The following is a 20,949-nucleotide window of genomic DNA, read 5'->3' as shown; positions in this document are numbered from 1 at the left end:
TTCGCATCGAGTGATCGGGGCGTGACGGCCAACACCCGCGAAACCCGCCTGCGAGTCCCTTCGGGGCGGCGCATACTCGAAATCATGCGACTGACACATTTTGGCCATTCCTGTGTGCTCGTGGAGTTGAACGGATCGAAAATCCTCTTCGATCCCGGCAACTTCTCGCACGGATTCGAAGGCATCACCGGCCTCGACGCCATCCTCGTGACACATCAACACCCCGATCACGCCGACCCGGCGCGGCTGCCCGAACTGGCCGAAGCAAACCCCGACGCGGTGCTGTACAGCGATCCGCAGACGGCTGAGAAGCTCGGTGGGCGCTGGACGGGAGTCCGGCCGGGCGACCGGTTCAGCATCGGCGACGTCGAGGTGACTGGGACCGGCGGAGAGCACGCGATCATCCATCCGGACCTACCGATGATCGACAACACCGCGTTCCTCCTCGGCGACGCCACCAACCCGGCGCAGTTCATGCATCCCGGCGATTCCCTCTACGTCCCCGAACAGAAGGTCGACGTTCTTGCCCTTCCCGCCGCCGCACCGTGGCTCAAGATCTCGGAGGCCATCGACTACCTCCGCGCGGTAGCGCCGCGCGTCGCGGTTCCCATCCATCAAGCGATCATCCGCGACGAAGCCACAGGCATCTTCTACGGTCGCTACTCGGAAATGGCTGCCGACGGTACCGAGTTCCGAGTTCTCGGCGAGGAGTCGAGCGTCGAAGTCGCCTGATTCAGTCCTCACGCACTCACATCGACGATGATCCAGCCGGTGCTCGTCCCACCGGCTGCGTCGGTGAGTGTGTAGAGAATCCTGTCGGTGCCTGTCTTCGTTCCGGCCTCGAACACCACTTCGCCGTTTTCGAGCTTTACGGTGCCACCGAGAAGTGACGTCGCCTCGACCCCGGTTACCTTGATCGAATCTCCGTTGCTGTCATGATCATTCGCGACGGCGTCGACGGTGACTGTGCCACCTGAGCGGACCTGCGCGGTGTCGAGTGCGGCGTACGGCGGGATCGGGCTTGCCGTGTACCGACCGACGTCGTCGAGTCGATCCGAGGCCACGTCCGCGGCATCGACGATGGCAGCAAATTCGGTGCCGTCGAAGCGCGAGAGGTCGTTGCCGTTCATGATGGTCGATCCCTCGGCGCCGCCGCCGTGATAGTCGTCGGCGTAGAAGTTGTGGCCCAACTCGTGGCGGAGAACGCGGCTGAAGTTGCCATCGGGCTCGGCCCCGACCTGTGCGTAGCTGTGATCGAGTTCGAACGTCGAGTAGTAGGCATTGCCGCCACCGGAAGCGCAGACGACAGTCGCCTGATCGACGCTCGTCCCGACCTGATCGGACCACAGACCTTCCAACTGGTCGAGGTTTTCACAACTGCTCGAATACGGGTCACTCGCGGCATCGGCCCGAAGGACAACCCGACCCAGGATCGGCCGAATTCCGACGTCTCTGATCCAGATGGCAGCGGTTCGGGCCATTGATTCCTCGGCCCGATCCAGAGCGACGGCGGGACTGCCTGCGCCGTGCGCGGAGTACCACTCGCCACTCAGATCCAATCCCACCACGAACTGCTTCACCGTCTTGCCGACGCTTGCGGCCGAGGCCGACGCGATAGAGGCGGTCAGCCACTTGGGTTTTGCGTCGATCGGCGCCGTGCTGCGACCGACCACGTCGGATCCCACGAACTCGATCGAAGCACCACGATCGAAAATCACCTGCCCGCGCAGTGTTCCGGCGGAGTCGACGATGGCCGAGACGATTGCGTCCGGATGCCCTTCCACACTGCCGATGTACGAACGGGGCGCCGGGATCACCACATCGGTCAGCTCGCCGCCGCTTTCCTGTACGGCCATCGAGAAGTCGGATCCCCGCAGATTCATCTTGTGAAGCCGCAGTGTGAGTTGCTCACCTTCGTCGTCGACAGTTGCGGTGCGGGTGCCTTCGCTCGCACCGCCGTCGACACCGCCCGTCGGCAGCGTGTGAACCACGCCGGTCGGAGCGGCAGACGCAACTGCCGGGACGATTGCAGCACAGACGACTGCGCCCACAGCCAGAGCGACAAGACCCTCGGCCGACTTGGAGAACCCTCGTGCGCGCATGGTGAACCTCAACTTCGTCTACTAGCGGCAGATTAACTGCCCGCACTGTAGCAGCGAAAAGGTTGGGCGACGCCATACTCGAATTCAACGTCCACTTTATGCGACTTTGACCTAATCGGCCCTACTGCCTGCAAGGAACGGGATAAATGCGAAGAGTCTGCCTGCTCGGGCAACCCGGACACACGACACCATCTCGCAGCTATCGAATAGTTGCCAATGACCGAATTCAGGCAGCGCCGAGTTCCTGCGACGGGGAGTTCCATCGGTATACCTGCGAGGTGGCCTCATGAAAAAGCGCGAGGTCCACAGCGTCGAGAACAGCCTGACGTGGGCCCTCGTTTCCCAACTGCTTGGCAGTAATCGACAATCTGACCAGTCCTCCACGCTTGGCGGCGCGCCCGGCTCCGAGAACCAATGCGCGACACCACCACGGCTCGGCCTTGAAGCCCTCGCCGATACCGAAAACCCTTCCCCGCTGCAAGGTTCCACGGGTCAGATCGTGTACTGCGCCGAGGCCTGCCATCGTCCGAAAGCCGGTCTCCGGCAACACCGACATGGCACCAGGCGACGCCACCCAGCGCGGCGGTGCGAACACCCGGGTCCTAAGACCTGCATGCTCGAGAACCCGATCCGCAGCGAGTAGTCGCAGTTTTGCTTCGTGCTTCGACAGAGTGGCGAACTCGGCTCGACGACGCTTGGTCGCGGCCTGGTCGTAGCCGTGCAGAACGATGGCGTCGCCGTGCTCACGACGCTCACGCAGCCAGGCGGTCGTCACCGCGTCGTCGGCCAGTCGGTATTTGTCCTTCAGTCGCGGCGCCACCAGGAGCGACAGGCGGACACCTCGAGCGTCCATCTCGTCTGCGAATCCGGCAGCGAGATAACATGTCTCGTCTCTGATTCCGGATACCGACACGATCAGTTCTGCGGACATACTCCGATACTGGCAGCTGTGGGTGAACAGCACACTGCCGCCGGATGATCATCCGGCGGCAGTTTTCAGCACAGCTACTAATTCTTCGGAAGCGCAGCTACTAATTCTTGGGAAGCGCGGCTTCGATGGCGGCGACAACCTCGGGAGCGTCAGGTTCGGTCCGCGGACGGAAGCGGTTGACGACGGTGCCGTCCGGTCCGATCAAGAACTTCTCGAAGTTCCACTGGATGTCGCCCGCAGCGCCTTCGGCGTCGGCAGCCTTGGTGAGTTCGGCGTACAGCGGATGCTGGTTCTCGCCGTTCACCTCGATCTTCTCGAGGAGCGGGAACGTGACGCCGTAGGTAGTGGAGCAGAACGTCTCGATCTCTTCGGCGGTACCCGGTTCCTGCCCCATGAACTGGTTGCACGGGATGCCGATCACGGTCAGACCGCGATCGGCGTACTCGCTGGCCAGCTTCTCGAGCGCCGAGTACTGCGGGGTCAGTCCACACTTGGATGCCACGTTGACCACGAGCACGGCACGGCCGTCGTATTCACCCAACGAGGTGGGCACGCCACCGAGGGTGTTGATCGCGATGTTCTGTACTGGAGTTGTCATAGGTCCAACTTAGCGACTCTTGCCGACTGCCAGTTCTCGCCCACTACTTGTTCTCACCTACTGCTTGTTCTCACCTACTGCTACTTCGATGCTCCGAGAATGCGATCGAGGTCGTCCAGAACGGTGAGGCCGCCGAGCGGTCCGACGCCCGTGATCCAGTAGGACATGTCGACCAGATGTGGGTTCGGGAAGAATCCGGCGTTGTCCGCCACGGCCTTCGGCATCGTGCTGGCATCTGCCGGCTTCGCGGAGGTGACCAGGATGAGGTCGGCGTTGGCTCCGGAGACGAATTCCGGGGAGAGGTCGACGGAGATCGAGTTCTCCCAGTCGCGTGCGGGAATCGTGAGTCCCGCGCATTCGAGAGTGCTTCCGGCAAACGACGTTGGTCCGTACAGCGTCAGAACGTCGTCGCGTGGACGGATGAGCTGAGCGGTCTTGCCCTCGGTGCTGTGCTTGCTCGCCACTTCCTCGCAGCGTGCCGTGTAGTCACCGAGCAGTTCGCCTGCCTGATCGGTCTTGTTCAACGCCTCTGCGACGAACTGGACGTTGTCCTGCCACGGATCGGTCTGGGTCGCCATGTAGACGGTCGGCGCGATGGCAGCGAGTTGCTCGTACAGATCACCGTGCCGCGATTCCGTTCCGATGATCAGGTCCGGGCTCAGTGCGACGATCTTCTCGAGGTTCGGCGCCGCGACGGTGCCGACCATCTCGATCTCCGCGGCCTTCTCACCGAGGTACGCCGGAACACCGGTCGTCTCGCTGAGGACCGCGGTGCCCACGGGAATCACGCCCAGCGCTACCGACGTGTCGAGCTGAACCGGCTCGAGCACGACAACTCTCTGCGGATCCATCGGTACGTCCGTGGTTCCGCGGGCATGGGTGACCGCGTGCACGGTGTCGGCGGATTGACTGTCGGTATCCGTCTTGTCGTCACTGCCACACGCCGTTGTCGTTGCCACGATGGCGGCGAGGACAAAACCACCCAGCACGTACTTCGCCCGCGAGTTACTGCGTTTCATTCCCAACACTCCTGTTACCGACTGCTTTCGACCGTCACAGCCACGCGCATTCACCACGGCTGAGCAAAGGATTCACCATCCAATAGTCTGGTGAGCCTAACCTACGAGACTGGAGCCTCATCATGTCTTCCCTTCCCTGCCACACCTGCAGCGACGGTGTCCTGGGGAAGGCATCTACGCAGTGCTTTCCGGAATTTGTCGCCAATCCGCAAACCAGTCGACGCCCTCACGCCTGTACACGGCAGTCGTCGACCGCCGGCGAACCGATGGTCGGTCGCGCCGGAATGACACATCTGTGGGTGTTGATCGAGCACCCCGGCCCCTGGCCGGCGTCCGCTCCTGACGACGTTCTCCCCGTCGCACTCACCGAAAAAATCTACGCAGCGCAGGGTCGTATCCGCCTCGTGGTGATCCGGCGGCCCCGCAACCGCCGAGTCCTCACCCCGATGTGCGTACTCGCCTGGACGGACGGCACACGTCAGTGGATGCGGGAAGGGTCGGTCGACCGATACGAGGACCTGTCGGTACTGCCGTCCGAATCGATGGCCACCGGTGTGGAACCCGACTTCGGCCGCTCCCGCACGGAACCGCTCTTCGCAGTCTGCACACATGGAAAGAAGGATGCGTGCTGCGCGGAACTCGGTCGCCCGGTCGTGTCGGCGCTGAACGCGGCACAGATCGCAGATGTGTGGGAATGCAGTCACATCGGCGGAGATCGATTCGCGGCCAACATGATTGCGTGGCCCGCCGCAGTCTATTTCAGCCGACTGGACGGCAACTCCGCGATCGATGCAGCCGAAAAATACCAAGCCGGAGAATTGGAGCTGCTGCACCTGCGCGGCCGAGCGGCACTGTCACAGGCCGCTCAGTCCGCCGAACACGCAGTCCGACGCGTTACCGGCATCGTCGCGACGGACGCACTCGAGAGTGTCGCCGAGAGCGTCGACGGAGAACACACGACTGTCGATCTTCGATTGGAGGCGAGAGACTTTCGCGTGGTCGTTCGACCCGGCTCTCCAGGGCAGCCGTTCCGACACGATTGCGGTTCCGGAGGAACTGTCGAATGGAACGGATGGATCGTAGAACACCTTCACGAGCAATCGCACTGACCATTCGATTCCGGTACAACTGCCCGGCAGGCCATCGAACCGAGATTTGCGCGGACTGACAACACTTCGAATCAGGTCGCGATGAAGGATCGACGCCCCTGGTGATTACAGCTTGCATTCTTCCCATGACCACCGCACTGACGCCGAATGCCGTTTCCCGGTCTGCAGATCCGATCAAGAGTGAGGTCGACTACGAAACACTGGCAGCAAAATTCCGTCCGATCTTCGCGGACATCGCACAAGCCGTCGTCGAACGCGAACGCGATCACGTGCTTCCCTTCCAACAGATCGACGCACTCAAGAAAGCAGGCTTCGGCGCCGTTCGGGTGCCGACAACACACGGTGGATCCGGCGCGAGCATCCCGCAATTGATCCGGTTACTAGTCGAGTTGTCGAGCGCCGATTCCAACATCACCCAGGCACTGCGCGGTCATTTCGCGTTTGTCGAAGACCGACTGGTCGCCGACCCCGGACCTGAGCGCGACACCTGGCTCCGACGCTTCGCGGAGGGACAGTTGGTCGGCAACGCGTGGACCGAAATCGGCGACGTTGCATTGGGCGAAGCCAACACCAAGGTCTCGCCCGCACCCGATTCCGACCATTTCCTGGCGAACGGGGCAAAGTTCTACAGCACGGGTTCCATTTTCGCCGACTGGATCGACCTGTACTCGCAGCGCACCGACACCGGCGCATTCGTGATCGCCGCAGTCGAAGCGAGACAACCCGGTGTCACACACAGTGACGACTGGAACGGGTTCGGCCAGCAGACGACTGGCTCCGGCTCGTCCGTCTACGAGAACGCAATAGTCCAGCCGGAGAACATCTTCGACTTCTCGACGCGATTCAAATACCAGACCGCGTTCTACCAACTGTTCCATCTCGCCACTCTCGCCGGCATCGCCAAGGCTGCGACAACCGAGATCTCTCGTCGAGTCGCCGCTCGCACTCGAACCTTCAGTCACGGCAACGCTCCGAGATACGCGCAGGATTCGCAGATCCAGCAAGTTGTCGGCGAGGTGTCCTCTGCTGCCTTTGCAGCCGAGGCCGTGGCGCTGCACGCAGCACAGTCGTCCCAATGGGCATACGAAGCCGCATTCTCCGGCTCGCCGGAGGAAGAGAAAGCCGCCAACATCGCAGCCGAAATCGATTCGGGGCGAGGGCAAGTCGCCTCGATCGGACTCGTCGTTCCGGCCACGGCCAAGATCTTCGACGCACTCGGCGCTTCCGGAGTGAGCCGCGACCTCGATCTCGATCGGTTCTGGCGCAACGCGCGCACCGTGGCCAGTCATAATCCGGTCGTCTTCAAATCCAAAGTTGTCGGCGACTACGAAATCAACGGAACCGAACCGATTTACGTGTGGGCCATCGGGACTGCACCGACCGAAAAGGATGTACAGGCATGACCGTGACCAGTGAAACCGAAGTCTTCGTCGGCGTTCCCGACACATCCGAAGGCTGGATCGACCGCGCTCGCGAGGTGAGCAACGTCCTTGCCGCCGACGTGCTCGCCCGCGACCGAGCCGGCGAACCACCGTTCCGAGAAGTCCAGCTGCTCAAGGACAGTGGTCTGGTGACACTGCTGGGTCCGATCGAGTTCGGCGGCGGTGGGCAGCGATGGGAGACCGCCTACAAGGTGGTTCGGGAGATCGCGCGCGCCGACGGCTCGATCGGGCAACTGCTCGGGTATCACTACCTGTGGGCATGGGCAGCCAGATTGGTCGGAACCGATCCGCAGATCTCCGCTGTCGAGGAGCTGTACACGAGCAACCGATTCTTCTTCGGCGGCGCGGTGAACCCTCGAGACACCGACCTCACCGTCGTGGATCGCGGAGACACCCTCGTATTCAACGGTGTGAAGTCGTTTTCCACCGGCGGACGAGTCACCGACCTCACGGTGCTCGAAGGAATCATCGACGGAACTGCGACGCATGTGTTCGCTATCGTGCCGACTGCTCAGGACGGCATAGTCTTCCGCGGCGATTGGGACAACCTCGGGCAGCGCCTCACCGATTCGGGCAGTGTCGAGATCAACGACGTCGAGGTCGACTGGGCAAGTGCGGCAGGCTTTGTCGACAAGGAATTCCAACCTCTGGTCTACAACACCCTGAACTTCCCCGCGATCGAGATCGTGTTCGCGAACTTCTACCTCGGGATCGCCCGTGGCGCACTGGACACTGCGGCCGAGTACACCCGAACCCGTACGCGTCCATGGCCGTACGGCGGTGACAACCGCGAAATCGCAACCGACGAGTGGTACCTCCGTGAGGGCTACGGCGACTTGCAATCGAAGCTGTGGGCAGCGGAGGCCTTCGTGGATCAGGTCAGCCGTGAGGCCGACGCCGTGCTCCACGACGCTCGCGAAAACCTCACCGAGCAGGCTCGCGGCGACCTCGCCGTACGCATTGCGGCCGCAAAACTTCGCGCCGCCGACGTCTCCTTGGAGATCAGCAACAAGATCTTCGAACTGACCGGTGCCAGAGCCACGTCCAACGATGTCGGCCTGGATATCTACTGGCGCAACATCCGGACGCATACCCTTCACGATCCGCTCGCGTACAAGCGCCGTGAAGTCGGTAGTCGTTTTCTGACCGGCGAGATTCCCGAACCCACCTGGTACACATAGCACCCACGAACAGAAAGAGACCGTCGCACGGTTAGTGCGGCGGTCTCTTTCATCGTTACGACCAGGATCACTGATCGTAGATCGGGTTCCGCGCCTGCTGTGCGGTCAAACGTTCAGCAGAGCGGAAGTATCTAGTGATGGCTCACAAATGACTGCTTGGTGCCGGTCGGAGCCGTTTCGAGTTTGTGCTGCTCTTCTTCGTCCTCGTCGTCGAGCATCGTGGCTTCGTTGAACGGAATCTTCCCGTCGAGCACCTCGATGACGCGTTCCTTGTCGATCGTCTTGGTCCACGCGCCGACCAGGAGAGTCGCGACCGCATTGCCCGAGAAGTTGGTGATCGCTCGCGCTTCCGACATGAAGCGGTCGATTCCGACGATGAGTCCGACGCCGTCGAGAAGCTCGGGGCGATGACTCTGCAGTCCACCGGCCAGCGTGGCCAGACCGGCGCCGCTGACTCCCGCAGCGCCCTTGGAGGCGATGATCATGAACACCAGCAGCGAGAGCTGTTCACCGAATGCGAGCGGCTGTCCCATGGCGTCGGCGATGAAGATCGAGGCCATCGTCAGGTAGATCGCGGTGCCGTCGAGGTTGAACGAGTAGCCGGTGGGAACGACGATGCCCACCGTGGTGCGCTCGACGCCTACGTGCTCCATCTTGGCGATCAGACGCGGCAGTGCCGATTCGGAGGACGACGTGGCGAAGATGAGCAGGTACTCACGGGCCAAGTACTTGACCAGCTTGAAGATGTTGAATCCGGTGACCGCGCGCAGCAGCGTTCCGAGAACACCGAAGACGAAGATCAGGCAGGTCAGGTAGAAGCCGATCATCAGGGTTCCGAGCTGGACGACGGCGTTCAAACCGGTCTGGCCGACGACGCTGGCGATGGCGCCGAAAGCACCGATCGGGGCGAGCCAGAGAATCATCGTCAGGATCTTGAACACGAGCTTCTGGATGTATCCGACGGCCTTGAGAATCGGCTCACCCGACTTGCCGAGCGACTGGATCGCGAAGCCGACCAGAAGGGCGACGAACAGAGTCTGCAGCACGCTGCCGGCGGTGAGGGAGGACAGCATCGACGTCGGAATGATGGACGCGATGAAGTCCCAGGTACCGCCCGCGCTGTGGGCCTGATCTGCAAGCTTGGCCACGGAGGCCGCGTTGGGCGTGATGTTCAGGCCGCTGCCCGGGTTGAGCAGGTTGCCGACGCCCAGGCCGATCGCGAGTGCGATGGTGGACATCCCGATGAAGTAGGCGAGTGCGAGGCCGCCGACCTTGCCGACCTTGGCCGCAGCTCGAACCGAGCCGATGCCGAGCACGATGGTGCAGAAGATGACCGGGCTGATCATCATCTTGATCAGGCTGACGAACAACGTGCCGAGTACACCGACGGACTTACCGAACTCGGGTGCGAGCCAACCGACGAGGATGCCGCCGATAACCGCGACAATGACGCTCATGTAGAGCCAATGCGTCTTGTCGCGCTTTGCCTTGGTGCCCTCGGGCTGTGGGGAACCGTCTACTGTCCCTGTTGCCGTGCTGCTCATGGGGTGTCCTTTGGATCGGATATCTGTGAAGTGATCGGGATCACTTCGAGTCGTGGAGAATTCTTGTTGCAAACAGGTGGGCCCGGAAGTTTGTGTTCATTACGTTCAGGAGGCGCTCGATGGTCGAACGAAAGACCGGCCGACGTATGAGCGTCGCCAGGCAGATCCTGCTCCTGCAATTGGCGTTGTTGGCGCTGGTCATCGGCGTGGGGGCCGCGCTCGCAGTTGTCGACGAACGCCGAGACAGCGACGACGCGATCCGCAGGCAGGTGAGCTCGATAGCGCAGACTCTCGCCCTGTCGGATTCGACGGCGGCCGCCCTGACGAGTCCGGACCCGACCGCGATTCTGCAACCACAGACCGAGAAGATCCGACAGGCAACCGGCGTCGATTTCATCGTGGTGATGGCGCCGGATCGCACTCGGTTCACCCACACGAGCCCGGAGCTGATCGGTCAACTGTTCAACGGAAACATTGACCGCGCACTCGCCGGCGTGACCTTCACGGAGACGTACGCCGGGTCGCTGGGGCCGTCGATCCGCGCAGTCACTCCTGTCTACGATTCCGGCGGAACCCTGGTCGGTCTGGTTTCTGCCGGTGTCACCCGCGAGCAGATCAGCAAGCAGTTCGCCCAAAGTGTTCCGGTCATCCTGTTCGTTGCCGGCGGCGGTCTTCTTGCCGCCCTCCTGAGTTCACTTCTGGTGAGCCGACGCATCAGGCGACAGACCCTGGGAATGGCTCCGGACGAACTGCGCACCATGTACGAGCACCACGACGCCGTACTGCACAGCATCGGTGAGGGTTTGGTGGTGATCGGGCAAGGCCGAAGCAAAGACGCGAGAGTGGACATCGTCAACGACGAAGCACGTCGCCTCCTCGATCTACCGGACGGGCCCGTGCCACTTTCATCCATCCCCGAGACCATGCGGGTCGACGACGCCTCTCCCGCGAAGGATCAAGTGCACCTCACCGACAAGCGTGTGCTGGTGGTCAACCAACACCCGGTTGAGTGGGAGGGCAACAGAATTGGCACCGTGCTGACAATTCGCGATCACACCGAACTTCAGAACGTACTCGGGGAATTGGATTCGGTACGTAGTTTTGCCGAGTCGCTTCGATCGCAAGCCCACGAGAGTGCAAATCGTCTGCACACGATCATCACGATGGTCGAGTTGGGGCGAAACGAGGACGCAGTGGCCTTCGCCACCAACGAATTGCGGGTGTCCCAACAGCTGATCGATCGTCTGATGAATGCGGTCCACGAGCCGGCGCTGGCCGCACTACTGCTCGGGAAAATGAGCGAAGCGACCGAACGCGGGGTCGACCTGACCATCACGGAAGACACCGCGCTCGGTCCGGTTCCTTCGCTCAATGCACGCGAGTTGGTCACGCTGGTCGGCAATCTCGTGGACAATGCTATTGACGCATCGCGCGCGAGCGAGTCTCCGTGGGTGGAAGTGACGGTAATGGAAGAGGATTCGATGATGGTTGTTGCCGTCGCCGACAGCGGCCCGGGAATGACACCCGAAGCACTCGAAAAGGCCAAGGGCCGTGGCTACTCCACAAAATCCGGCTCTCGCGGACTCGGTCTCGCACTGGTCTCTCAAGTTGTGAAACGGCACGGCGGCACGCTCACCAGCGAGCCGGCGATGGGCTCAATGCTGGTTGTCCGTATCCCGCTGCGCGAGGCGGAAGCACCGCGATGATCCGTGTACTGATAGTCGACGACGAACCGTTGATCGCCCAGGCGCACCGTTCGTACGTCGAGCGTGTGCCGGAATTCGTGGTCCACGGCGTGGTTCATTCCGGGAACGCCGCCGTGCGTGCAGTTACGGCGGCCAATGCCACCGACCAGCCCATCGACCTGGTCCTGCTCGACATCGGGTTGCCCGACGCCAGCGGTCTCGACGTGGCTTCCGCCCTCGGCGGGTTGCGGCCCAGTCCGGACATCATCGCGGTTACCTCGGCGCGCGATCTGGAGGTGGTCCGAAGCGCCGTGGCTCGCGGGATCGTCCTCTATCTTCTCAAGCCGTTCACTTTCGCAGCATTCCGCGACAAGCTCGAGCGCTACCTCGAATATCGTGCAGCACTTCCCGCTGGAGAGTCTGCGGTCAGTCAACACGACATCGACCGCGCGATGTCCGCACTACGAACGTCCGACGATCGCGCAGCGGCACCGAAAGGCTTTGCGTCTCAAACACTCGGACTCGTCGCAGCGTCTGTCCGGGATTCTGAAGGACCGGTGACCGCTGCAGAGGTGGCAGCATCGGTCGGCGTGTCCCGGGTGACGGCCTGGCGCTACCTGGAAAAGCTGGCAGACGACGGCATGCTCACCCGGGAGACCGAGTACGGGCGCGCTGGGCGCCCTCAGGTTCGTTACCGCAGAACCTGATTGACACAGAAGCTAGTTTGCGCCGACCGTGTCGAGAACCCAGGCGAACTCGAATGCGACCTCTTTCCACTTCTCGTACCGACCGCTGACACCGCCGTGTCCGGCGCTCATCTCGGTCTTGAGAAGTAGCGGAGCATCACCGGTCTTGGTGGCGCGCAGTTTTGCGACCCACTTGGCCGGCTCCACGTACAGAACACGGGTGTCATTGATGCTCGTGATCGCAAGAATGGCGGGATAGTCCTTGGCTTCCACGTTCTCGTACGGGCTGTACGAGCGCATGTAGTCGTAGACGTCCTTGTTGTGCAGCGGATCTCCCCATTCGTCCCACTCGATGACCGTCAACGGCAGCGACGGATCGAGAATCGACGTCAGCGGGTCGACAAACGGAACATTGGCGAGAATGCCGGCAAACAGTTCCGGGGCGAGGTTGGCGACAGCCCCCATCAGCAATCCACCCGCACTACCGCCGTCGGCAACCATCCGATCAGCGGCTGTGACACCGGTGTCGATCAAATGCTTTGCGCATGAGACAAAATCGGTGAAAGTGTTCTTCTTCGTGAGCGTCTTGCCGTTTTCGTACCAGTGACGACCCATCTCGCCGCCGCCGCGCACGTGTGCGACCACGAAGACGACGCCGCGATCGAGCAACGACAAGCGGGCAACCGAGAACGACGGGTCGATGCTCGCCTCGTAGGAACCGTAGCCGTACAACAGCAGCGGCGCGGGACCTTCCGGCGCACCTACGCGCCTCACGATCGAGAGCGGAATGCGGGTTCCGTCGTCGGCCACTGCCCAGTCGCGACGCTGCTCGTAATTACTCGCATCGAAGTCACCGAGAACAGGCTGCGACTTGCGCAGTGCCAGTTCACCACTGGCGACGTAGTAGTCGTACACCTGCCCGGGAGTGATGAACGACGTGAAGCCGAGTCGGATGGTGGGCTGCGCCCATTCCGGGTTGGACCCCATACCGATGCTGAAGAGTTCTTCGTCGAAGTCGATTTCGTGACGCTCGCCGTAGCCGTCATCCGTCAACGGCCACACGGCAACCCGAGTGAGCGCCTCGCGGCGGTAGCTCAGGACGAGGTGTCCGGCAAAAGCTTCGGCTTCTTCCAGACGAACGTCTGCGCTGTGCTCGATCAGCGTCGTCATGTTTGTCGGATCCGACACGGGAGCTTCCACCAACACGAAGTTCTCGGCCTTGACTCCGTCCACGACGTCGTTGTGGAGGATCAGGAAGCGGTCCTCTCCCCCGATCACCGCGTGTTCAGCGCCGTACTCGACGCCCTCGCGACGCGGGATGATGACGCGGAAGTCGCCTTCCGGGTTCGCCGATTCCAGCATCCAGCCTTCGCTGGTCACCTTGGAACCGACCCAGATCATCAGGTACTTCTCACTGCGGGTAGACCCCACCGAAACCCAGTACCGCTCGTCGGGCTCGTGGAACACCGAAACATCTTGACTCTGCGGCGTTCCCAGCTTGTGACGCCACACGGTGTCCGGACGCCAGGAATCGTCGACCGTCATGTAGAAGACGTGACTGTGGTCGATCGCCCAGGTGGCGCCAGGCGCGGTATCGGGAATCTCGTCGGCGAGCATCTCACCGGTCTCGAGGTTCTTGAACCGCAAGGTGTACCGCTCGTCGCCGACGATGTCCACCGAGTACGCAAGCAACGTGCCGTCCTCGCTGATGGAGAACGCGCCGAGCGAAAAGAACTCGTGCCCTTCGGCTTCGACGTTGCCGTCCATGAGGATCTGCTCGCCGGCCAGCTCGACGCCGGGCGTCAGGTTGGGCGGAGTCCAGTCGTCTTCACCGGCGATGGGGCACCGGCACTGGACGGTGTACGACTTGCCTTCCACGCTGCGCGAGTAGTACCACCACTTACCCATGCGAGTGGGCACCGACATGTCGGTTTCCTGCGTCCGCGACTTGATCTCCTGGAAGATCTTCTCGCGCAACGGCTCGAGCGCGGCCGTCTGCTCGTCGGTGTACGCGTTTTCGGCTTCGAGGTATGCGACTACCTCGGCGTTGTCCTTGTCCCGCAGCCACTCGTAGTCATCGACGAACGTGTGTCCGTGATGGGTACGTTCGGCGGGGACCTTTTTTGCGACCGGCGGGATCAGGCTCATGCGCTGGGACCGACCCAATCGTCGAAGGACAGACCGGAAATGCGCTCGTACGCCTCGATGTAGCGTGCCCGAGTCGCGTCGACGATCTCCTGCGGCAACGGCGGCGGTGTCGTGTCCGAGCTACGGTCCCAGCCGGATTCGGGGCTCGTGAGCCAGTCGCGCACGAACTGCTTGTCGAAACTGGGCTGCACCTTGCCCGCTTCGTAGCCTTCGAGAGGCCAGTAGCGCGACGAGTCGGGGGTGAGCACCTCGTCGGCGAGCACGAGGTTTCCACCGGAGTCGAGACCGAATTCGAGCTTGGTGTCGGCAAGGATGATTCCGCGATCGGCCGCGAAGTTGGAGGCGCGGGCATAAACGTCGAGAGTGTCCTCGCGAAGCTGCACTGCCAGCTTCTGGCCGACCTTCTCCACTACCTGATCGAAGCTGATGTTCTCGTCGTGATCCCCGAGAGCTGCCTTGGACGCCGGGGTGAAGATCGGGTCGGGCAGCCGCGACGCCTCGACGAGGCCCTCGGGCAACGCGACACCGCACACTGCGCCGGTGTTGTTGTAGTCGACCAGGCCGGAGCCGGTGAGGAAGCCACGAACGACGCATTCGACGGGAACCATGTCGAGGGAGCGCACCACGAGAGCGCGGCCGAGAACCTCTTCCGGGATGCGATCGTCGTCGGGCTCGCCGGCCAGGTGGTTGGTGCCACCGAGGACGTTGAAGAAGAACACGCTCATCGCGGTGAGCACGCGACCCTTGTCCGGGATCGGCGTGCTGAGCACGTGGTCGTAGGCCGAGATCCGATCACTCGCGACAAGCAGCAGATGCTCGTCGTCGATCGTGTAAAGGTCACGGACCTTGCCACCGGCCAGATGAGTGTAGGAATCAAGTGTAGGACGCACCCGGTCACCCTATCGGGCGTTCGCAGTTCGTACAGAACCCCGGTAGCCGGGACAGGTAAGCGTCCTCGCCGTTCGGAGAGCTGTCCGCCCTGCTCATCCGGATATGCAGGTGGCCCCTCGCCAGCAGGCGAGAGGCCACCGTCACAGTCGATGAACTACTGGTTTGCGGGCAGCTTCGACAGGCCCTCGTCGATCGAATCCAGCGTCAGAAGAGCCGTCTGATAGGTCGCGGCCAGCGAATGCTGGACCTGGACGACGTTGCCGGCCTTCACTGCGGGCAATTCCTTCCACAGCTCGGAATTGACCAGCTCCTGCAACTGCGGAGACATCGAGCCGTCGGCGTTGAGGCCGTAGACGATCACGTCGACATTTCCGAGATTTTCGCCGATCTTCTCGATGGATACCTGTTCGACGTGGATGTCGGCGGGGTCTGCGGGGGTGCCGGGGAACTGCAGTCCGAGTCCGTCGAAGAGATTGGTCGTGTACGAAGACGCGTACTCGCGTGAGAAGGTGCCGGCCTCGGGCTTGCAGACGTTGCACACGCCGCCGAAGGTCAGCGAGCCGAGCTTGTCCTTGTACTTCGCGGCCAGTTCGGCGGTTTTGGCGTCGTAGTCGTCCTTGAACTCGCCGTAGGTGTTGGAGACATTCGCGGCATCGGCGAACTGCTCGCCCAGCACTCGCCAATCAGCAGGAACCGTCGGTCCCAGGAAGACGACGGGAGCGGCCGCCTTGAGCTGCGCCATGTCCAGCTGGCTTTCGACACGAGCGGGAACACCCATGATGATCAGATCGGGCTCGGCAGCGACGATTCCCTCGTAGTTGAGCTGGGAGACGTTGCCGTCGGGCGCGACCTTCGGCAGAGCTTCGTAAGCGGCCTTGGTCTTGTCGTCCATGTTGCCGAGTTCACGGGTCCACTCACATACTGCTGCCAGGTTCGCTCCCGCCTGAATCAGCGGCAGAACTGCGTATCCGCAGGCCACGATCCGCTGCGGGTCGCTCGGGATCTCGATGGATCCGTTCTGTGCCTCGAAGACACGGGTCTGCGAGCTCGCGGCTGTCGTCGACGATTCGGACGACGCCTCCTCGGAGTTGCTGCAGCCGGCGACGCCGACCGCCAGCGCAGCTGCTGCGCCGATCACCACTGCGCGGCGAAACCACGACAGACCTTGAACCCGCATGTTGAACTCCATCTGAACGCACCGGACTGCTCCGGAATTGATTTGGTGAGGCTAACCAATATCAGGGCACTGGACCTTTACACAAACACAGGTCTCGAGGAATGAACTGCGCCTCCCGAGTCACTCACGCTCACAGCAGCACGCCTCCCACTGAGAGGGAGCAAAGCAAGATTCCTCTCGAATCGGACACGCGAACTCGCTACCTTGCCTTCGCGATACCTCATCGACCAGCCACTCTCTCCGCTCGACGAAGGGCTCACACATGTCCCGATCCACGCGCACGTGCTCGCTACGGTCTGCCGCGGCCATTGCGTTGACCAGCAGCTTTCTCATCACCGGTTTCGGCGCCTCGATCGCGCACGCCGAACCTGCCCCCTCGGCTCCACAGTTCGGCTCACTGGATTTCGGATCCAGCAACTTCGGCAGTGCCGAGCAAACCCCAGATGCTCCGCGGCTGACCGGGATCGACAATTTCCGCGACGTCGCAGGCACCGGCGCCGGATACTCGGGAACTCTCGGTCTGCCCGTGAACAAGGGAGTCTTCTACCGCGCGAACGCGATCACGCCCAAGGGCGATGACATGAGCATTCTCGAAAAGCTGGGACTGACAAAGGTTTACGATCTGCGCACGGAACCCGAGATCGCCAGCAAGCCGGATGTCCTGCCCGACGGGGTTGCGTACGAGAACATTCCGATCCTGTCCGGGAACATCGCCGAGATGGTCGCGAAGATCAAGTCCCCCGAGGACTCACGATCGATGATGCAGGACATGAACCGCGCCTTCGTCACCGGAGCGACGGAGCGAGCCGGGTTCGCACAGTTGCTCACGGGCCTCGCGGAAACCGAAGGCGCACAGGTCTTCCATTGCACTGCAGGTAAAGACCGCACCGGCTGGACGTCGTTTCTGCTGCTGAGCATCGCCGGTGTCGACCGCTCGGTGATCATGAACGACTACTTGCTGACCAACGAATACACAGCCGAAGGCATGAAGGCCACGCGCGCGGGCATCGCGGCGAGCCTGGGCGAACAGATGGCCGTCAACATGGAGCCCCTGTTGGGTGTCGAGGCAAGCTATCTCGATGCCGGCCTCGCCCAGTTGGACCAGACCTACGGGTCGGTCGATCGTTACCTGACCGAGGGCTTGGGTCTGAGTCCGGCGACCGTCATGACGCTCAAAGCCAAACTGCTGGGCTGAGCGACCCAGCTGCCCCGGGTTCGACGAGGGGTCGAACCCGGGGCACGTGGAATTTCTCTGCCCGTGCCGTGCCGGATGCGCCGCAGCGTCCCGTGCGTCAGCGCGATACGGCGATCACGTTGTTTCGGTACGCCCAGATGACGATCTGCACACGGGTGCGCACCTGCAGCTTCTTGCAGATGTTGCTGATGTGCGACTTCACCGTGCTCTGCTCGAGGCTGAGGGAATCTGCGATGTCGTTGTTTCCCAAGCCTTGTGACAGCAACTGCACCACATCCATTTCACGCGCGCTGAGACCGTGATCCGATCCGGAGCGCGCCGTGGACATCGGTGCCGGTTTGCGCCTCGCGAACTCCACGATCAGTCTCGACGTCAATCTCGGAGAGAGCACCGAACCACCCTCGGCCACGGTCAGCACTGCCGACGAGAGCTCCTCGGGATCGGCGTCTTTGAGCAGGAACCCTGCGGCGCCACTGTCGAGCGCCTCGAAAACGTACTCGTCGAGATCGAACGTGGTGATCACGACGACGCGGGTCGCCGGAAACTCGGCAAGGACCTCCCTGGTCGCGGTCAATCCGTCACCGTGAGGCATTCGGATATCCATCAGTACGACGTCCGGACGCAGTGCACGCACCTGCTCGTACGCCTCGACTCCCGTCTTGGCATGCCCGACGACGCGAATCTCGGGGTGACCGGAGAGAAACAGTTCGAACCCCTGCCGTACCACCTGCTGGTCGTCTGCAATAAGGACGTCGATCATGCGTTGATCCTCCCGTTCACCGGCACCAGTGCCTGCACAGCCCACTCACCTTCCGAATTCGGTCCGGCGTCCAGTTGACCACCCATGAGCGTCGCGCGTTCGCGCATTCCCACAATTCCGAGGTTTTGCCCGTCGGAGGACGGACGAGCATTCCCGAGCGTATTGATCACCCGGACTCTCACCGCACCGGCTTCTCGGCTCAGACATACCTTGGACTCGCTACCCGGCGCATGGCGAAGGACGTTCGACAACGCCTCCTGGACGATGCGGTAGCACGTCAACTGGACTCCGCTGTCCAGGTCGTCGAAGCGGCCGACCTTCTCGAGCGAGATCGACGAGATGGTGCGCCTGCAGTCGTCCACCAACTCGTCGATGTCGGAGACCATGGGCGTCGGGAAATCGGGGTCTTCCTCACCCAGACGAAGGATCCCCACGATCTGCCGCAAGCTGTTGAGGGCCCGCTGCCCCTGCTCGATGACGCCGCCCAGAAGGGCTTGCGCTTGTTCGGGATTGCTCGAGAAGAACTTGTCGGCGGCACGGGCCTGGATGATCATGCCGGTCATGTGGTGAGCCGCGACGTCGTGCAACTCACGTGCCATGTCCTGCCGTTCGGCGACAACGGCATTCGCGATCTTCCGTTCGCGGTCCCGGTGCAGATCCGCTACCGCCTGACTGTTCTCCACTGCTTGCTTTCGCAGACGCGCGACGATCTTTCCCATGGCGGCGACGACCAGAAAACTCGTGACGGTGTTTGCCGCCGGCTCGAGGAACAGGTGGGGCAACTCCCCCACCTGAACCTCTGCGACCGTCAGCCCGTCCCGCTCGGTGAGATACATCGCCAAGATCACGTCCATCGCCATTCCGAGGACCAGCAGTCCGACCAGGCGCATGCCGCTCACCCGGATGGACACTGCCATGATCGCGAACCAGAAAAGCGGCGTGGCCCCCAGCGATCGACTGCCGAGGAAGAGCATCAATCCGCCGGATCCTGCCAACGTCAGGAGGTAGTACGCGATCGGGTACCGCCGGCGCGCACACGCCACAACGGTCAACACCGTCAGGAAACCCATGATGCCGACGACGGTTCCCGGATCGCTCAGCACTCGATTGCTCGTCTCGGGTTCAGTCTTGAGACTGGCGAGACCGAACACCCACGGCACACTCAGCAGGCCGACGATCACGGCCGCCGTGGCCGGGTTGTTCAGGTTGAAACGTCCCCACCCTCGCGATGCCAGGGCTTGCCCCGAGACATTCTGACCAGCCGAGTCGAACATCCACTCCCCATTCCGCATCCGATGATTGACGTTCATGGTGGCATGCGCGCACCACTTGGTCCCACATTCGGCGAACGTGAAGGGAATGTTCGATTCTCGGCTACAACCAAAGGACTAGTTCGGGGTGAAAGGCCTAGTACTTATGTCCAGTACTTATGTCTCAGCTGAACTGCTCGACCAACCGGTTCACCATGTTGGTTGCGCTGTAGTAGTCGAGACGGAAGGTATCGAGCCCCACGGCATAGACATGGTGATCACGAATTGCCGGATGCTGCGCCAGCAGGGGAAGTGCCTCGACCGCTTTCACCGCACCGTCGTCGGCGCTGACCAAGATCAGGGTGTTGCCCGCGATACCGTCGTAGAGGTTCTCGGCCGAGACCTGAATGATGTCCTTGCGCTTACCCATGGATTCACTGCTCTTCGCAGACTCGGGAATGTCGGCGACCGTGAAACCCATCGCCGTGAGCAACTTCGCCTGCCCGGACTCGTGCGTCCAGATATTGGCGCCGCTGCCGTCCTCGTAGTAGACGAGCGCGGTGGTCGGCTGCGGGGGAAGTGTGACCTTGGCCTTCGCTGCCTCTACTGCGCTGTCGAATTTCGCGACCGTGGCCGCTGCGTTGTCTTCGAGACCTGTCGCTTCACCCAGCACGGCGGCCACTTCCTGCCAACTACTTCCGCCGTAGTCCACCACGATTGTCGGAGCGATGGCCGTGAACTGTTCGTACAGATCGACGACGGAGTCACCTCCGGTCGCCGAGACGACGATGAGGTCCGGGTTCTGGGCCAGAACGGATTCTGCGTTCGCTCCGCCCATCGGCAGCACTGCGAGTCCACGTTCTCGAGCTATGTCGCCCCACTGTGTGAACAACCCCTGCGCATCCGATACGTCGGTGTTCGGTCCCGTCGATGCGGTAGCCACCACCGGAGCGTCGATCGACAACAGCGTGCCCGTCAGCGTCACACTGGTCGAGACGATCCTCTCCGGCTTCGACGTGATCTCCACCGGCCCCTTCGGCGTTTCCACCGTGCGGGGCCAATTACCCTGCGATGCAGCCGAATCAGCACCGGAATCGGCATCCGCAGAACTACATCCGGCGAGAGCGAACCCTGCCACCAAGACTGCGGAGAGCACCTTCAAGGCGCGCGATTTTTTCATTGTGACGCCCACTGGCGGACCACTCCTCGAATTCAAAAGCCCATGAAATTA

18 protein-coding genes are annotated in these 20,949 nt (G+C 62.2%); 7 read left to right on the top strand and 11 right to left on the bottom strand.

All coding sequences use genetic code 11. The features are described 5' to 3' along the window. Nucleotides 1-84 precede the first annotated feature (84 nt). Nucleotides 85-732 carry an MBL fold metallo-hydrolase gene (locus FEZ59_RS04850; protein ID WP_029254557.1) on the top strand — a complete coding sequence of 216 codons (648 nt, stop codon included), beginning with the start codon at nucleotides 85-87 and terminating at the stop codon, nucleotides 730-732. Between the two features lie 8 nt (nucleotides 733-740). Here the strand turns inward: FEZ59_RS04850 and FEZ59_RS04845 are convergent, their stop codons facing one another. From FEZ59_RS04845 to FEZ59_RS04830, 4 genes are all read right to left on the bottom strand, one after another. Next, the gene (locus FEZ59_RS04845) at nucleotides 741-2,102 is read right to left on the bottom strand and encodes an Ig-like domain-containing protein (protein WP_172932305.1); all 1,362 of its coding nucleotides are present in this window, start codon (nucleotides 2,100-2,102) and stop codon (nucleotides 741-743) included. Nucleotides 2,103-2,328: 226 nt separating this feature from the next. Beyond that, nucleotides 2,329-3,033: a DUF2334 domain-containing protein gene (locus FEZ59_RS04840; RefSeq protein WP_019747074.1), complete on the bottom strand. Its 705-nt coding sequence runs from the start codon at nucleotides 3,031-3,033 to the stop codon at nucleotides 2,329-2,331. A 100-nt stretch (nucleotides 3,034-3,133) separates the two neighbouring features. Beyond that, nucleotides 3,134-3,631, bottom strand: a complete 498-nt coding sequence (locus FEZ59_RS04835; protein WP_003945816.1) for a glutathione peroxidase — start codon at nucleotides 3,629-3,631, stop codon at nucleotides 3,134-3,136. 80 nt (nucleotides 3,632-3,711) lie between these two features. After that, on the bottom strand, nucleotides 3,712-4,650 hold the full coding sequence (locus FEZ59_RS04830; protein ID WP_020906375.1) for an iron-siderophore ABC transporter substrate-binding protein: 939 nt from the start codon (nucleotides 4,648-4,650) through the stop codon (nucleotides 3,712-3,714). Between the two features lie 122 nt (nucleotides 4,651-4,772). Here FEZ59_RS04830 and FEZ59_RS04825 point away from each other — a divergent pair, with 122 nt between their 5' ends. The 3 genes from FEZ59_RS04825 to FEZ59_RS04815 all read left to right on the top strand — a co-directional run bounded on the left by FEZ59_RS04825 (nucleotide 4,773) and on the right by FEZ59_RS04815 (nucleotide 8,382). Continuing rightward, the gene (locus tag FEZ59_RS04825; RefSeq protein ID WP_242459692.1) at nucleotides 4,773-5,759 is read left to right on the top strand and encodes a sucrase ferredoxin; all 987 of its coding nucleotides are present in this window, start codon (nucleotides 4,773-4,775) and stop codon (nucleotides 5,757-5,759) included. 125 nt (nucleotides 5,760-5,884) lie between these two features. Then, on the top strand, nucleotides 5,885-7,162 hold the full coding sequence (locus tag FEZ59_RS04820) for an acyl-CoA dehydrogenase family protein (RefSeq protein WP_172932304.1): 1,278 nt from the start codon (nucleotides 5,885-5,887) through the stop codon (nucleotides 7,160-7,162). Continuing rightward, complete coding sequence (locus FEZ59_RS04815) at nucleotides 7,159-8,382, top strand: acyl-CoA dehydrogenase family protein (RefSeq protein WP_172932303.1); 1,224 nt, start codon at nucleotides 7,159-7,161, stop codon at nucleotides 8,380-8,382. Before FEZ59_RS04820 ends, FEZ59_RS04815 begins: the two co-directional genes overlap by 4 nt. A gap of 131 nt (nucleotides 8,383-8,513) precedes the next feature. Here FEZ59_RS04815 and FEZ59_RS04810 read toward each other — a convergent pair whose 3' ends face one another. Beyond that, nucleotides 8,514-9,926, bottom strand: coding sequence for a C4-dicarboxylate transporter DctA (locus tag FEZ59_RS04810; protein ID WP_003945501.1), 1,413 nt, complete (start codon nucleotides 9,924-9,926; stop codon nucleotides 8,514-8,516). Between the two features lie 119 nt (nucleotides 9,927-10,045). On the opposite strand from FEZ59_RS04810, the gene FEZ59_RS04805 reads away from it, so the two are divergent. Continuing rightward, on the top strand, nucleotides 10,046-11,632 hold the full coding sequence (locus FEZ59_RS04805) for a sensor histidine kinase (protein ID WP_019747069.1): 1,587 nt from the start codon (nucleotides 10,046-10,048) through the stop codon (nucleotides 11,630-11,632). Continuing rightward, nucleotides 11,629-12,318, top strand: a complete 690-nt coding sequence (locus FEZ59_RS04800; protein ID WP_003945570.1) for a response regulator — start codon at nucleotides 11,629-11,631, stop codon at nucleotides 12,316-12,318. Before FEZ59_RS04805 ends, FEZ59_RS04800 begins: the two co-directional genes overlap by 4 nt. Nucleotides 12,319-12,330: 12 nt before the next feature. Here FEZ59_RS04800 and FEZ59_RS04795 read toward each other — a convergent pair whose 3' ends face one another. From FEZ59_RS04795 to FEZ59_RS04785, 3 genes are all read right to left on the bottom strand, one after another. Then, the gene (locus FEZ59_RS04795) at nucleotides 12,331-14,445 is read right to left on the bottom strand and encodes a S9 family peptidase (protein ID WP_019747068.1); all 2,115 of its coding nucleotides are present in this window, start codon (nucleotides 14,443-14,445) and stop codon (nucleotides 12,331-12,333) included. Then, on the bottom strand, nucleotides 14,442-15,335 hold the full coding sequence (locus FEZ59_RS04790; RefSeq protein ID WP_019747067.1) for a phosphoribosylaminoimidazolesuccinocarboxamide synthase: 894 nt from the start codon (nucleotides 15,333-15,335) through the stop codon (nucleotides 14,442-14,444). Before FEZ59_RS04790 ends, FEZ59_RS04795 begins: the two co-directional genes overlap by 4 nt. Before the next feature lie 155 nt (nucleotides 15,336-15,490). Then, nucleotides 15,491-16,525, bottom strand: a complete 1,035-nt coding sequence (locus FEZ59_RS04785; protein WP_172932302.1) for an ABC transporter substrate-binding protein — start codon at nucleotides 16,523-16,525, stop codon at nucleotides 15,491-15,493. A 250-nt stretch (nucleotides 16,526-16,775) separates the two neighbouring features. On the opposite strand from FEZ59_RS04785, the gene FEZ59_RS04780 reads away from it, so the two are divergent. Continuing rightward, nucleotides 16,776-17,708 carry a tyrosine-protein phosphatase gene (locus FEZ59_RS04780; protein ID WP_020906368.1) on the top strand — a complete coding sequence of 311 codons (933 nt, stop codon included), beginning with the start codon at nucleotides 16,776-16,778 and terminating at the stop codon, nucleotides 17,706-17,708. Between the two features lie 97 nt (nucleotides 17,709-17,805). Here the strand turns inward: FEZ59_RS04780 and FEZ59_RS04775 are convergent, their stop codons facing one another. The 3 genes from FEZ59_RS04775 to fepB form a co-directional block, all read right to left on the bottom strand. Beyond that, nucleotides 17,806-18,468, bottom strand: coding sequence for a response regulator transcription factor (locus tag FEZ59_RS04775; protein WP_019747064.1), 663 nt, complete (start codon nucleotides 18,466-18,468; stop codon nucleotides 17,806-17,808). Then, entirely contained in the window at nucleotides 18,465-19,742 is a 1,278-nt protein-coding gene (locus tag FEZ59_RS04770) for a histidine kinase (RefSeq protein WP_020906367.1), read from the bottom strand. The genes FEZ59_RS04775 and FEZ59_RS04770 overlap by 4 nt, the downstream gene beginning before the upstream one ends. Before the next feature lie 160 nt (nucleotides 19,743-19,902). Beyond that, nucleotides 19,903-20,898, bottom strand: a complete 996-nt coding sequence (gene fepB, locus FEZ59_RS04765) for a Fe2+-enterobactin ABC transporter substrate-binding protein (protein ID WP_019747062.1) — start codon at nucleotides 20,896-20,898, stop codon at nucleotides 19,903-19,905. Nucleotides 20,899-20,949: the final 51 nt, after the last annotated feature.

The organism is Rhodococcus sp. MS13 (assembly GCF_013277835.1).
Classification (GTDB): Bacteria; Actinomycetota; Actinomycetes; order Mycobacteriales; family Mycobacteriaceae; genus Rhodococcus_F; species Rhodococcus_F erythropolis.
Note: the sequence above shows the minus strand (reverse complement) of the source record. Positions and strands in the feature narration are given on the sequence as shown.

What these genes read in the sequence shown, in the direction of transcription:
- FEZ59_RS04850 (WP_029254557.1), top strand. Translation starts at nt 85, where the DNA reads ATGCGACTGACACATTTTGGCCATTCCTGTGTGCTCGTGGAGTTGAAC.
- FEZ59_RS04845 (WP_172932305.1), bottom strand. Translation starts at nt 2,102, where the DNA reads ATGCGCGCACGAGGGTTCTCCAAGTCGGCCGAGGGTCTTGTCGCTCTG.
- FEZ59_RS04840 (WP_019747074.1), bottom strand. Translation starts at nt 3,033, where the DNA reads ATGTCCGCAGAACTGATCGTGTCGGTATCCGGAATCAGAGACGAGACA.
- FEZ59_RS04835 (WP_003945816.1), bottom strand. Translation starts at nt 3,631, where the DNA reads ATGACAACTCCAGTACAGAACATCGCGATCAACACCCTCGGTGGCGTG.
- FEZ59_RS04830 (WP_020906375.1), bottom strand. Translation starts at nt 4,650, where the DNA reads ATGAAACGCAGTAACTCGCGGGCGAAGTACGTGCTGGGTGGTTTTGTC.
- FEZ59_RS04825 (WP_242459692.1), top strand. Translation starts at nt 4,773, where the DNA reads ATGTCTTCCCTTCCCTGCCACACCTGCAGCGACGGTGTCCTGGGGAAG.
- FEZ59_RS04820 (WP_172932304.1), top strand. Translation starts at nt 5,885, where the DNA reads ATGACCACCGCACTGACGCCGAATGCCGTTTCCCGGTCTGCAGATCCG.
- FEZ59_RS04815 (WP_172932303.1), top strand. Translation starts at nt 7,159, where the DNA reads ATGACCGTGACCAGTGAAACCGAAGTCTTCGTCGGCGTTCCCGACACA.
- FEZ59_RS04810 (WP_003945501.1), bottom strand. Translation starts at nt 9,926, where the DNA reads ATGAGCAGCACGGCAACAGGGACAGTAGACGGTTCCCCACAGCCCGAG.
- FEZ59_RS04805 (WP_019747069.1), top strand. Translation starts at nt 10,046, where the DNA reads ATGGTCGAACGAAAGACCGGCCGACGTATGAGCGTCGCCAGGCAGATC.
- FEZ59_RS04800 (WP_003945570.1), top strand. Translation starts at nt 11,629, where the DNA reads ATGATCCGTGTACTGATAGTCGACGACGAACCGTTGATCGCCCAGGCG.
- FEZ59_RS04795 (WP_019747068.1), bottom strand. Translation starts at nt 14,445, where the DNA reads ATGAGCCTGATCCCGCCGGTCGCAAAAAAGGTCCCCGCCGAACGTACC.
- FEZ59_RS04785 (WP_172932302.1), bottom strand. Translation starts at nt 16,525, where the DNA reads ATGGAGTTCAACATGCGGGTTCAAGGTCTGTCGTGGTTTCGCCGCGCA.
- FEZ59_RS04780 (WP_020906368.1), top strand. Translation starts at nt 16,776, where the DNA reads ATGTCCCGATCCACGCGCACGTGCTCGCTACGGTCTGCCGCGGCCATT.
- FEZ59_RS04775 (WP_019747064.1), bottom strand. Translation starts at nt 18,468, where the DNA reads ATGATCGACGTCCTTATTGCAGACGACCAGCAGGTGGTACGGCAGGGG.
- FEZ59_RS04770 (WP_020906367.1), bottom strand. Translation starts at nt 19,742, where the DNA reads ATGTTCGACTCGGCTGGTCAGAATGTCTCGGGGCAAGCCCTGGCATCG.
- fepB (WP_019747062.1), bottom strand. Translation starts at nt 20,898, where the DNA reads ATGAAAAAATCGCGCGCCTTGAAGGTGCTCTCCGCAGTCTTGGTGGCA.